11 protein-coding genes are annotated in these 11,971 nt (G+C 73.2%); 5 read left to right on the plus strand and 6 right to left on the minus strand.

Annotated elements, in window-relative coordinates; genetic code table 11:
- Positions 1 to 4 precede the first annotated feature (4 nt).
- Positions 5 to 1,084: an NDP-sugar synthase gene (locus tag H5965_RS16910; RefSeq protein ID WP_310970902.1), complete on the minus strand. Its 1,080-nt coding sequence runs from the start codon at positions 1,082 to 1,084 to the stop codon at positions 5 to 7.
- Positions 1,085 to 1,225: 141 nt separating this feature from the next.
- On the opposite strand from H5965_RS16910, the gene H5965_RS16915 reads away from it, so the two are divergent.
- Positions 1,226 to 1,678, plus strand: a complete 453-nt coding sequence (locus H5965_RS16915) for a hypothetical protein (RefSeq protein WP_310970903.1) — start codon at positions 1,226 to 1,228, stop codon at positions 1,676 to 1,678.
- On the opposite strand, the gene H5965_RS16920 is transcribed toward H5965_RS16915, so the two are convergent.
- From H5965_RS16920 to H5965_RS16930, 3 genes are all read right to left on the minus strand, one after another.
- Entirely contained in the window at positions 1,675 to 2,535 is an 861-nt protein-coding gene (locus H5965_RS16920; RefSeq protein WP_310970905.1) for a glycosyltransferase family 2 protein, read from the minus strand. The genes H5965_RS16915 and H5965_RS16920 overlap by 4 nt on opposite strands.
- A 167-nt stretch (positions 2,536 to 2,702) precedes the next feature.
- The gene (locus tag H5965_RS16925) at positions 2,703 to 3,833 is read right to left on the minus strand and encodes a glycosyltransferase family 1 protein (RefSeq protein WP_310971364.1); all 1,131 of its coding nucleotides are present in this window, start codon (positions 3,831 to 3,833) and stop codon (positions 2,703 to 2,705) included.
- A gap of 95 nt (positions 3,834 to 3,928) precedes the next feature.
- Positions 3,929 to 5,005 carry a glycosyltransferase family 1 protein gene (locus H5965_RS16930; RefSeq protein ID WP_310970906.1) on the minus strand — a complete coding sequence of 359 codons (1,077 nt, stop codon included), beginning with the start codon at positions 5,003 to 5,005 and terminating at the stop codon, positions 3,929 to 3,931.
- A 9-nt stretch (positions 5,006 to 5,014) separates the two neighbouring features.
- Between H5965_RS16930 and H5965_RS16935 the strand changes: the two genes are divergently transcribed.
- From H5965_RS16935 to H5965_RS16950, 4 genes are all read left to right on the plus strand, one after another.
- Positions 5,015 to 5,950 carry a glycosyltransferase family 2 protein gene (locus tag H5965_RS16935; protein ID WP_310970908.1) on the plus strand — a complete coding sequence of 312 codons (936 nt, stop codon included), beginning with the start codon at positions 5,015 to 5,017 and terminating at the stop codon, positions 5,948 to 5,950.
- 32 nt (positions 5,951 to 5,982) lie between these two features.
- The gene (locus H5965_RS16940) at positions 5,983 to 8,493 is read left to right on the plus strand and encodes a glycosyltransferase (protein ID WP_310970909.1); all 2,511 of its coding nucleotides are present in this window, start codon (positions 5,983 to 5,985) and stop codon (positions 8,491 to 8,493) included.
- Positions 8,486 to 9,571, plus strand: coding sequence for a glycosyltransferase family 1 protein (locus H5965_RS16945; RefSeq protein WP_310970910.1), 1,086 nt, complete (start codon positions 8,486 to 8,488; stop codon positions 9,569 to 9,571). Before H5965_RS16940 ends, H5965_RS16945 begins: the two co-directional genes overlap by 8 nt.
- A gap of 307 nt (positions 9,572 to 9,878) precedes the next feature.
- Complete coding sequence (locus tag H5965_RS16950) at positions 9,879 to 10,028, plus strand: hypothetical protein (protein WP_310970912.1); 150 nt, start codon at positions 9,879 to 9,881, stop codon at positions 10,026 to 10,028.
- On the opposite strand, the gene rfbD is transcribed toward H5965_RS16950, so the two are convergent.
- Together rfbD and rfbB are read right to left on the minus strand one after the other, a co-directional pair.
- Entirely contained in the window at positions 10,007 to 10,897 is an 891-nt protein-coding gene (gene rfbD, locus H5965_RS16955) for a dTDP-4-dehydrorhamnose reductase (RefSeq protein ID WP_310970913.1), read from the minus strand. The genes H5965_RS16950 and rfbD overlap by 22 nt on opposite strands.
- Positions 10,898 to 10,908: 11 nt before the next feature.
- Complete coding sequence (gene rfbB, locus H5965_RS16960) at positions 10,909 to 11,898, minus strand: dTDP-glucose 4,6-dehydratase (protein ID WP_310970914.1); 990 nt, start codon at positions 11,896 to 11,898, stop codon at positions 10,909 to 10,911.
- Positions 11,899 to 11,971: the final 73 nt, after the last annotated feature.

The raw sequence follows: 11,971 nt of genomic DNA on the forward strand, positions 1-11,971 counted from the left end.
CGGGTTACGCGTCGCTCGAGAAGCGGACGGATCCGTCGGGCAGGACGACGTCCGGCCACACGCGGGCGCCGTCCAGGAGCTCGCAGCCGGCTCCCACCGACACGCCGTCGCCCAGCACCACGCCGCGCAGCACCGCGCCGGCGCCGACGCGGGCGCCGTGGCCGAGCACCGAGCGCTCGACGATCGCGCCCTCGGAGACCGCCGCGCCGTCGAACAGCACCGAGCCGTCGATCTTCGCACCCGGCCCCACCACCGCCGCGACGCCGATCGTCGAACCGCCGGACAGCTGGGCGTCCTCGGCCACCGACGCGCCGTCGAGCACCAGGAAGTCACCGGGACGGCCGGGCAGCGCCGACGTCGGCGCCAGGCCGCGCACGAGGTCGGCCGAGCCGCGCACGAACGCCTCCGGCGTGCCGACGTCCAGCCAGTAGGACTCGTCGACGAAGCCCTGGATGTGCGCGCCCTGCTCCAGCAGCTGCGGGAACGTCTCGCGCTCGACCGATACCCGCCGCCCGGTCGGGATGGCCTCGATCACCGGACGGCGGAAGACGTAGCACCCGGCGTTGATCTGGTCGGTCGGCGGGTTCGGCGTCTTCTCGAGGAACGCCTGGACGCGCCCGGTCTCGTCGGTCGGCACCGACCCGAACCGGCTGGGGTCCGGCACGCGCTGCAGGTGCAGTGTGACGTCGGCCTCGGATTCGCGGTGGATGCGCAGCTGCTCGCCGAGGTCCGAGCCGGAGATGATGTCGCCGTTGAAGACGATCACGTGGTCGGCGCGCAGCATGTCGTGGACGTTCCGGATCGCGCCCGCGGTGTCGAGCGGCTCCTCCTCGACCACGTACTCCAGGTCCAGGCCGATGGCCTTGCCGTCGCCGAAGTACTCCTCGAACACCTCCGCCCGGTAGCTCGTGCCCAGCACGACGTGCCGGATGCCGGCCTCGCGGATGCGGGAGAACAGGTGGCTCAGGTAGGGCGTCCCGGCGGTCGGGAGCATCGGCTTCGGCGCCGACAGGGTCAGTGGACGCAGGCGGGTGCCCTTGCCCCCGACCAGCACGACGGCATCGACCTCAACCTCGGACGTCACGGAAATCTCCTCCTGTATCACGCACCGCTGAGCGACAAGCCGCGGGAAACCCTGACGGAGGTCGCCCGGAGGGCCTACCCTAGACAGGAAACAGGCGGGCCTTTCCCCAGAGGGCCCCGGGTCAGTCGGGAGGCCGAGGGGATGGACCCCCGCGATCGGGCGGACGCCCTGCTCGCACGAGCCCAGGCGCGCGGTGTGTTCGTCGTGACACCCGACAGCGCGACGTCACCGATGGACTCGGCGAACACCCAGCAGATCCCGCGCGCGCAGATCGACGGGCTCGACCGCAGCCGCGACCCCGACACGACCACGCAGCTGCCGGCGTCGCTGATCGAGGAGAACGACCACCCGCTGGCCGGCGCGGCGCCGACCCGCCGGATGGAGGTCCAGGGCGGCCGCCGTCCGCAGGCGACGACACCGCTGAGCACGCCGTCGCCGACGACGCCGATGTCCACGCCGCTGTCGCGCCGGCCCCAGGCCGAGCAGATCACGAGCCCGCTGAAGGAGCCCGATCCGGAGGACACCGGCCTGGTGCCGACGGTGACGCAGAACATCGGCAAGTCCGACCTTTCGCGCCGGCTCGACGGGATCTAGCGGGTCTCGAGCTTCAGCCGCACCGCGAGGCCGAGCTTCACGGCGGCCAGCACCGGCTTCCAGGCGAGCCCCTGGTGCCGGTCGGCGAGGTAGCGGTAGGCGCTGGCGTGGTGGGCGGCCAGCATCTTCTTCGACGCCTGTGACGTCGAGTGCCCGCCTTCGTGCGTGACGCGCGCGGTCGGCGCGTAGACGTTCAGCCAGCCGGCCTTGGCGAGCCGGTCGCCGAGGTCGACGTCCTCGAAGTACATGAAGTAGCGCGTGTCGAAGCCGCCGACGGAGTCGAACGCCTCCCGGCGGAACAGCTGGCACGAGCCGGACAGCCAGCCCGAGACGCGCTCGGCCGGGGTGCCGGTCTCCTGCCGGTACTGCTTCGTCCAGGGGTTGCCGGGCCAGACCTTCGCGAAGAGGGCGTGCCCGATCCCGCGCCCGAAGGAGGGAAGCAGCCGCGCCGAGGGGTAGACGGTCCCGCCGACGTCGTGGATCAGCGGCCCGAAGGCACCCCCGCGCGGCCACCGCCGGGCGACCTCGAGCAGCGCGTCGAGCGACCCGGGCTCCCATTCGAGGTCGGGGTTGACGACGACGACCCAGCCGTAGGAGTCATCGAGCTCGGCGACGCCCCGGTTCGCGGCGGTCCCGTAGCCGACGTTCTCCCCGATGGGGAGCAGCTGGACGTTCTTCCGATCGGCGGTGACCCGCTCGAGCGCGCCTTCGACGGACGCGTTGTCCGCGATGACCACCTTGACCTCGCGCTCGGTGGCCTTCTCGAGGGTGTCGAGGAACCGCTCGATGGTGTCCTCGGAGAAGTAGGTCACGGTCACGACGCCGACATCGTCGCCATAGCGGGAGTGCTCAGTCACCCGGCCATTGTCCACGCGTCACGCAGGGCAACCCCGCCACCCCGCAGCCCGTGACGGAACAGTCGACACGCGTGATCAGGAGGTCGACACGCGTGATTGCAAAGCCGACACACCGCACGACGCCGTGTCGACCTCTGAATCACGCGTGTCGGCTCTCGGATCACGGTTCAGCGGGTGCGGAGGTGGCGGGACCAGGCCTTGGCGTACGCCTCCCGGTGCCGTTCCGCGGTCGTGGCCCACGAGAACTCCTTGGCCCGCTGCTGCGCCGCCGTCGCCAGCTCGGCTCGGCGGCCCGGGTCGGCCAGCAGCTCGCTCAACGCCGCCGCGACGTCACCCGCCCCCACTCCGCAGTACGCCACCGCGTCGCCGCCCACCTCGGGCAGGGACAGCCGGCGCGTCGTCAGCACGCACGCGCCGCACGCCATCGCCTCCAGGACCGGCAACCCGAACCCCTCGCCCAGCGATGGGTACGCGACCAGCGAAGCACCGCCCAGGAAGCCCGCCAGCGTCCCGAACGGCAGGTACCCCGCCCGGATCACGCGGAGCCGGTGCGGCACCGCGTCCAGCGCCCGCTCCACCTGCGTGTCCCAGCCCGGCTGACCGGCCAGCACCAACGCCGGCGCGTCGGCACGCCCGGCCACCGCCCGCGCGAAGCCGCGGATCAACGCCGGCACGTTCTTCCGCGGCTCCAGCGCCCCCAGGAACGCCACATACGGCGTCCGCCCCAGGCCGACCGCCGCGCGCGCCGCCGCGACCTCCGCCGGGGAGGGCGGGTGGAAACGCTCGCTGTCGACTCCGTGGTGAATCACTTCCAGGGAAGCGTGCCGCACCGGGGCCACGCGGGTCAGCTCCGCGGCCGTCGCCGCCGAAGGCACGACGCACAGCGTTGCCCGCCGGAGCGCCGTCGCCGTCCAGGCGCGGAAGAAACGGGCCTTCACCGACGAGTGCAGCACCGCGTCGGTGAAGAACGTCGCGTCGTGCAGCGTGACCACCGATGCCGCCGACGTCGCCAGCGGCATCGTGTAGTGCGGCGAATGGACGACGTCCGCGCCGAGGCGGCGGGCCAGGCGGGGCAGGGTCGCCTGTTCCCAGGTCAGGCGGGCCGTGCGGGTGGTCGTCGCCGGGGAGGCAGGCACGACCCGGGAGCGCGGTGCCAGCTGATCGTAAAGCTGCAGGTCGCGGGGCTGGCAGACGACGGTGATCCGCGCCCCGTCCGCGTCGAGCGCGGCGACGAGCGAATCCACGTACCGGCCGACCCCGCCGCGGTCCGCGGGAACCGCGGTCGCGTCGATCAGCACCCGGGGGTCATCGCTCACCCCAGCAGAGTACGGCGACGCCCCCGCGCCATGGTGAGGAACTGGCAAACCGGGCTGGTCAGTGCGCGGAACGAGGTTCAGTCGTGCGCGCGGCGGTGGATCGCCCACACGGCCTCCGCCGCTCGACGCCACGTGAAGGTCCGGGCCCGCTCCCGCCCCGCCCGGGTCAGCTCCGCCGCCCTCGACGGCGACCCCAGCACCTCGCGCAGCGCGGCCGTCAACGCCGCCGCGTCCCCTCGCGGCACCATCAGCCCGGCCCCGCCCGCCACCTCGGCCAGCGCCGGGACGTCGGTGTGCACCACCGGGATCCCGGCCGCCATCGCTTCCAGGAGGCCCAGGCCGAACCCCTCGGCGAGGCTCGGCACGGCCAGCACGTCGGCGCGGCGCAGCACGGTCGCCAGCTCGGCGTCCGACACCTTCCCGAGCACCTGCAGCCGCTCGGCGGGCAGGCCGCGCTCGGCCGCCAGCGCCACCGGGTCGACGCCGCCCCAGCCCGGCTGGCCGGCCAGCACCAGCACCGTGCCCTCCAACGCCGCGACCGCGTCGACCAGCACGTCGATGCCCTTGCGCGGCTCGATCGTGCCGACCGCCAGCACGTACCGCGCCGGCAGCTCCAGGTCCGCGTCACCGGCCGGCACCCGGACGCCGTGCGGCACCACCCGCACCGGGACGTCGACGTCGATGAGCACCGCCAGCTCGTCGGCGACCGCCCGGGTCGGCACGACCAGCCCGGACGCCCGCCGCGCGGCCCGCGCGATCATCGACCGGTGCCAGCTGACCCCGCGCGCGGTGAGCGTCTCGGGGTGGGTCCACGGCACGGTGTCGTGCACGGTCACGCTCAGCGTTTTCCCGGCGGGCGCGCGCGGCGGCGCGAACGGCGTCGGCGCGTGCACGGCGTCGCCGCCCGGCCACCAGAGCAGGCCCAGCTGCCACGCCGCGACCAGCGCCCGCGGCGGGATCCGCAGTACCCGCGGCCCGTCGACGCCGTCCAGCCGCGCCGCGTCGACGTCGGCGTGCCGCGCGACCACGCTGGACACCGTCCAGCCCGGCGGCGCGGTCTTCGCGAGCGCGGGCAGCAGCTCGGCCGTGTAGCGCCCGGTGCCACCGGGCACCGGCGCGAGGAGCTGCTCGGCGAGCACGACCAGTTCGGGCACGCGGCTATTGTGCGGGACGTGACCGCGAATCCCGCCACCACGGTGGTAGTCGTGACCTGGCGGGGCGCCGGGCAGATCACGGCCTGCCTCGACGCGCTCGCCGCGCAGACCCGTCCACATCGGACGCTCGTGGTCGACAACGCCTCCGCCGACGGCACGGCCGCCCTGCTCGCGGCCCACTCTTCGCATCCGCAAGTCGTCCGGCTGCCGCGCAACACCGGGTACGCGGGCGCGCTCGCCGTCGCCCTGGAAAAGGTCCAGACCCCGCTCATGGCGTGGCTGAACGACGACGCCGAGCCCGCACCGGACTGGCTCGCCACGCTGGAGGACACCCTCGTAAAGGCGCCGCTGGCCGCCGCGGCGACGTCCCGGCTCGTGCGTCCCGACGGCACCACGCAGTCCGCCGGCGTGCGGCTGACCGCCGACGGCCACGGCGCCGACGTCACCGAACCCGCCGGCGAGGTGTTCGGCTTCTGCGGCGGCGCGGCCCTGCTGCGCACCGACGCGCTCAGGAGCGTGCACGGCGTTCCGGCCGGATTCTTCTGTTATTACGAGGACACCGACACGGCGTGGCGGCTGCGGCTGGCCGGGTGGGACGTCGTCGCGGCGCCCGACGCCCGCGTCCGGCACGCCCACGGCGTCAGCAGCGAGCTGGGCTCGCCCCTGTTCCACCGCTGGAACGAGCGCAACCGCCTGCTCATGCTGCTGCGCTGTGCGCCCCGCGGCGTCGCGGTGAACCAGCTGCTCCGATTCGCCGTGTTGACAGCGGTGCTGCCGCTGCGCCCCGGGCGGCCGGCGGCGGCGAACTTCCGGTTCGGCCTGCGCTGCCGCGTGCTGGCCGAGGTGGGTGTGCGGCTACCAGCGACGTTGCGGACCCGGCGCAAGATCACCCGCCGCGCGGCTCTCGGCCGAGGCGCGGTCTGGGAGGCATGGGCGGGCCTTTAAGCTTGCTGGCAATCCGACGACAGGAGCTGGCTTTGGCGCAGGGGGAACCGCAACCGCTCGTCTCGGTGATCGTGGTCAACTACCACGGCGCCGACGACACGATCACCTGCCTGCGCGCGCTCGCCGAGCACGACTACCCCGAGCTCGAGCTGATCTGCGTCGACAACTCCGCCGACCCGGCCGAAGCCGCGCGCCTCCGCGAGGCCGTCCCGCAGGCCCAGGTCGTCGAGGCCGGCCGCAACACCGGTTTCGCGGGCGGCTGCAACCTCGGCGCTAAGCACGCGAAGGGCACCGTCCTCGGCTTCCTCAACAACGACGCCCGCCCCGCGCCCGGCTGGGTCTCCGCCGCCGTCGCCGAGCTGCGCGCCCAGCCCGGCGTGGCCGCCGTGGCCAGCAAGGTCCTCGACTGGGACGGCACCGGCACCGACTTCGTCGACGGCGGCCTCACCTGGTTCGGCATGGGCTACAAGCGCCACGCCGGCACGCCGCTGGCCGACGTCCCGGCCGCCGAGCACGAGGCCGCCAAGGACGTCCTGTTCGGCACCGGCTCGGCGATGTTCGTCCGGGCGGGCGTGTTCGCCGAGCTCGGCGGCTTCGACGAGCGGTTCTTCATGTTCTACGAGGACGTCGACCTCGGCTGGCGGCTCAACCTGCGCGGCTGGCGCGTCCGGTACGTGCCGGAGTCGCTGACGTTCCACCGCCACCACGCCACGATGGCCTCGGTCGACGCCCCGGAAACCGGCCGCGAGACGTTCCTCCTGGAACGCAACGCCCTGGCCGCGCTCTACAAGAACCTCTCCGACGAGACCCTGGTCAGGGCGCTGCCCGCGGCGCTCGCCCTGGCCGTGCGCCGGGCCACCGCCCGCGGCGAGCTGGACGCCACCCAGCTGGACCTCGAACACGGCGTCGGCCCGGTCGAATCCGGCGACGTCGCCATCCCGCGCACCACGCTCGCCGGGCTCCTCGCGATCGACCAGTTCGTCGAGCAGCTGCCGTCGCTGGCCGAGTCGCGGGCGGTCGAACAGGCCGCCCGCGTCCGCACCGACGCCGACCTGCTTCCGTTGCTGCGCAAGGCGTTGGAGCCCGCGTACCCGCTGCCGCGCTACCTGGCCGCGCACGACATCCTCGTCGAGGCGTTCGGCATCGAGAAGGCGTTCGGGCAGCGCCGGAAGATCCTGGTGATCACCGGCGACGCGCTCACCGAGCGGATGGCCGGCCCGGCGATCCGCGCCTGGAACATCGCCCTCGCGCTCGCCGCCGAGCACGACGTCCACCTCATCACCACCAACCCCCTGGCCACGCCGCCGCCCGCGCCGTTCCGGGTCGGCGCGGGCAAGCACCGCGAGCTGGACGCGCCGATCGCCTGGGCCGACGTCGTCGTCCTGCAGGGGCACGTGCTGGAGCTGGCGCCGTCGCTGAAGAAGCAGCACAGCGGCAAGATCGTCGTCGCCGACCTGTACGACCCGATGCACCTGGAACTGCTGGAGCAGGGCAAGGGCGTCCCCGACGACCAGCGCGCGGCCGACCTCGCCGGCGTCACCCGCGTCCTCGACGCCCAGCTCGAACGCGGCGACTTCTTCCTCTGCGCGTCCGAGCGGCAGCGGCACTTCTGGCTCGGCCACCTCGCCGCGATGGGCCGGCTTTCGCCGCGCCTCTACGACGCCGACCCGACGACGCAGTCGCTGCTCGCGGTCGTCCCCTTCGGCCTGCCCCCGGAAGCGCCGGTGCGCACCGGGCCGGGGCTGCGCTCGTCGCTGGGCATCGGCGGCACCGACCACGTCGTGCTGTGGGCGGGCGGGGTGTACAGCTGGTTCGACCCGCTGACCCTGGTCCGCGCGATCGATCGCCTGCGGCGCAACCGCAGCGACGTCCGGCTCGTGTTCCTCGGCATGAAGCACCCGAACCCCGAGGTCGCCGAGATGGACATCGGCGTGCGGACGATCCGGCTGGCCGACGCGCTGGGGCTGACCGGCAAGCACGTCTACTTCAACGAGCAGTGGGTGCCCTACCACGAGCGCCAGAACTGGCTGCTGGACGCGAACTGCGGCGTCACGACGCACTACGAGCACGTCGAGACGACCTTCGCGTTCCGCACCCGGGTCCTGGACTACCTGTGGGCGGGCCTGCCGATCGTCACCACCGACGGCGACGCGTTCGCCGACCTGGTCCGGACCGAACGCCTCGGCGTCGTCGTCCCGGCCGAAGACGACGCCGCCCTGGCCGACGCGCTCGAAAAGGCGTTGTACGACGAGGAATTCGCCGCGGGCTGCGTCGAGCGGCTCGCCGTCGTCGCGCAGCGGTTCGCGTGGCCCGAGGCGCTGAAGCCGCTGGTGGAGTTCTGCCGCGACCCGCGCCCGGCGGCCGACCGGCTGCCCGGCTCGGCGGACCTGGTGACGACGCCGCCGATCCGCGGCCGGGCGATGCTGCGGCGGGACCTGGACCTGATCCGCGAATACCTCGACGCCGGCGGGCCCGCGGAGCTGGCCCGGCGCGTGGGCGGTCGCGCGGTGAAGGTCGCGAAGCAACGGCTCCGCCGTGGCTAGGTCTCTGAGTGTTCTCCTCGACGGCACCCCGCTGCTCGGCGCGCGCACCGGGATCGGCCGCTACACGGCCGCGCTGAGCGAAGAACTGGTCTCGATCCCGGAGGTCGACACGCGCGCGGTGGCGTTCACCCTGCGCGGCTGGCGGCGGTTGCGCCACGTGCTCCCGTACGGCGCGCGCGCCCGGGGGATGCCGGTGGCGGCGCGGCTGCTGCGGGCGGCGTGGCTGCGGTCGGACTTCCCGCCGGTGGAGCTGTTCGCCGGCCCGACGGACGTGGTGCACGGGACGAACTTCGTGCTCCCCGGCCGCCTCCGTGCGGCGGGCGTGGTGACGATCCACGACCTGGCGTTCCTGGACAACCCGGCCGAGCTGGCCCCGAGCGACCGCGGCTTGCCGGCCCTGGTCCGCCGCGGCGCCCGCCGCGCCAACGTCATCTGCACCCCGACGGCGGCGGTGGCGGACGCGGTGGCCGAGCGCCTCGACGTCTCCCGCGAGAAGATCGTGGTGACCCCGCTGGGCGTGAACCCGGCGTGGTTCACCGCCCGCCCCCCGGACGACGAGCGCCGCGCGCGCCTCGGCTTGCCGGCGCGGTATCTGTTGTTCGCGGGCGCGGCCGGGCCCCGCAAGGGCTTGGACTGGCTGACCCGGGCCCACGACGCGGCCCCGGACCTCCCGGACCTGGTGTTCGCCGGCCCGGGCCCGTTCCCCCGCGGCCCGCGACGGTTCCAGACCGGCTATCTGTCCGATGTGGACCTCCGCACGGTGGTGGCGGGCGCATCGGCCCTGGTGCTGCCTTCGCGCGACGAGGGGTTCGGCCTGCCGGTCCTGGAGGCGATGGCCTCCGACGTCCCGGTGGTGTGCACGGACATCCCGGCCCTGCGCGAGGTGGCGGGCGAGTGCGCGAGCTTGGTCCCGTACGGCGACGTGGACGGCTTGGCGGCCGCGCTGCGGACGGCGGTGACGGACCCACACGCGGTGGCGACCTCGGCATCCCGGCGAGCCCACGCGGCCAACTTCACGTGGCGAACGTGCGCCGAGCTGACGGTCGGCGCCTACCGGCTGGCCTCAGGGCGCCACTGACCTCTTGTAGGCGGCGAGAACACCGTCGAGCGACCGCTCAGACGGATCCGGCCTTCGTCCATCCACAGGGCGCCGGTGCACAGTTCTCCGAGCAGTTCGTCGGAGTGCGAAGCGAAGACCGGGATCCCGGACCGGTCGCTTCGCCGGCAAGGACCAGCTCCTGTTCGCGGTGAAGGATCAGCTGCTCAGCCGTTGAAGGCGAGCGTCGGCGAAGCCCTCCGCGACCCGCCACCCGGGGTCCGCGCGGTCGTCGGCGCGTTCACCCAGTCCTTGGCGGGCCACCATCCAGCAGGCCTTCGTCGAAGCCGTGGGCGACAGCCCGGCCGCCCGGACCGTCATCGGCGCCTGCGTGCACCGCGCCGCCACCCGCCACTACTGGCCCGACGGCCTGGACTGGACCACGTGGGCCGCCGAGACGACCGCGATGACACTCGCTTACTCGGCACCCTCGAAGTAGGCGTCCAGCGCCGCTTCCCACGACCGCAGCGGCGTCAACCCGGCCTCCACCCACGAAGCCGGCGACAGCACCGAGTACGCCGGACGCGGCGCGGGCCGTGGGAACTCCGCCGTGGTGCACGGCTTCACCCGGGACGGATCCGCCCCCAAGTGCGCGAACACCGCACGCGCGAACCCGCACCAGCTCACCGCACCCGAGTTCGTGCAGTGCAGCACCCGTGCCGCCGGCCCCTCCCCCGCGACCACCCGTGAAGCCAGCTCCAGCAACCCCGCCGCCAGGTCGGCCGTCCACGTGGGACCGCCCACCTGATCGTCCACAACGGACAGTTCCGGCCGGGAAGACTCCAAAGCCGCCATGGTCTTCACGAAGTTCGACCCCGACTTGCCGTACAGCCAGGACGTCCGCACCACCCACGACGACGCCCCGGACCCGAGCACCGCGTCCTCGCCCGCCGCCTTCGTGCGGCCGTACGCCGACCGGGGCCCCAGTTCGTCCGTGGGCTCGTACGGCTGCGAAGCGTCTCCGGAGAACACGTAATCCGTCGACACGTGGATCAGCGGCACCCGCCGGGACGCGCAGGCCGCCGCGAGCACGCGCGGGCCGTCCGCGTTCACCGCGAACGCCCGCTCCTCGTCCGTCTCGGCCTTGTCGACCGCCGTGTACGCCGCCGCGTTGATCACCACCGGCGCCGAACCCGCTGCCCGGGCCCGCTCGGCCAACGCGCCGACCGCGGCCAGTACCTGGCCCGTCGCCGTCACATCCAGTTCGGCCGAACCCGGAGCCACGACGTCCACCGAAGCGGACGCCAGTGCGGCGAGATCCCGGCCGAGCTGCCCGGAACCCCCGGGCACAAGCACCGTCAGCGGCACAGAAACTTCCCCTACTTCTTCAGCGCGGCCCGCTCGGCCAGCGGTTCCCACCACGCACGATTGTCCCGGTACCAGGCCACCGTCCCGGCCAGACCGTCTTCGAAGGAAACGCGCGGAGCGTACCCCAGCTCCTCGCTGATCTTCGTGATGTCCACCGAATACCGGCGGTCGTGGCCCTTCCGGTCCTCGACCGGCTCGACGCTGTCCCAGCCCGCGCCGACGGCCTCGAGCAGCTTCTCCGTCAGCGAGCGGTTCGTCAGCTCGGTGCCGCCGCCGATGTTGTAGATCTCGCCCGGGCGGCCGCCGTCGGCGACCAGCTGGATGCCGTGGCAGTGGTCGTCCACGTGCAGCCAGTCACGGACGTTGAGGCCGTCGCCGTACAGCGGCACCTTCCGGCCGTCGAGCAGGTTCGTCACGAACAGCGGGATGACCTTTTCCGGGAACTGGTACGGACCGTAGTTGTTGGAACACCGGGTGATGCACACCGGCAGCCCGTGGGTGCGGAAGAACGACCGTGCCACCAGATCCGACGACGCCTTCGACGCCGAGTACGGCGAATTCGGCTCCAGCAGGTGGTCTTCGGACCACGAACCGTGCTCGATCGAGCCGTACACCTCGTCGGTGGACACGTGCACGAACTTCGAGACGCCCGCTTCCAGCGCCGCCTGCAGCAGGTTCTGCGTGCCGAGCACGTTCGTCAGCACGAAGTCGGCGGCACCGAGGATCGAGCGGTCCACATGCGACTCCGCGGCGAAGTGCACGACGAGGTCCACACCGGTCATCACGTCGGCCACCAGTGCCGTGTCGCAGATGTCGCCGCGGACGAACCGCAGCCGCGGGTCGGCGGCCACGGGGGCCAGGTTGGCCTCGTTGCCCGCGTAGGTGAGCTTGTCCAGCACCACCACCTCGGCGTCGCGCAACGCCGGGTAGGCGCCGGTCAGCACCTGCCGGACGTAGTGCGACCCGATGAAGCCGGCACCACCGGTGACCAGGACCCGCATCTTCCCGCCTTTCCCTCGCGCCCCGGAGGGGGCAATCCGCCCCCAGCCTACGGAGGTCCCACAACACCCTCAG

Source organism: Amycolatopsis sp. 505 (assembly GCF_031625235.1).
In the GTDB taxonomy this organism is placed as follows: domain Bacteria; phylum Actinomycetota; class Actinomycetes; order Mycobacteriales; family Pseudonocardiaceae; genus Amycolatopsis.

What these genes read in the sequence shown, in the direction of transcription:
- H5965_RS16915 (WP_310970903.1), top strand. Translation starts at nt 1,226, where the DNA reads ATGGACCCCCGCGATCGGGCGGACGCCCTGCTCGCACGAGCCCAGGCG.
- rfbB (WP_310970914.1), bottom strand. Translation starts at nt 11,898, where the DNA reads ATGCGGGTCCTGGTCACCGGTGGTGCCGGCTTCATCGGGTCGCACTAC.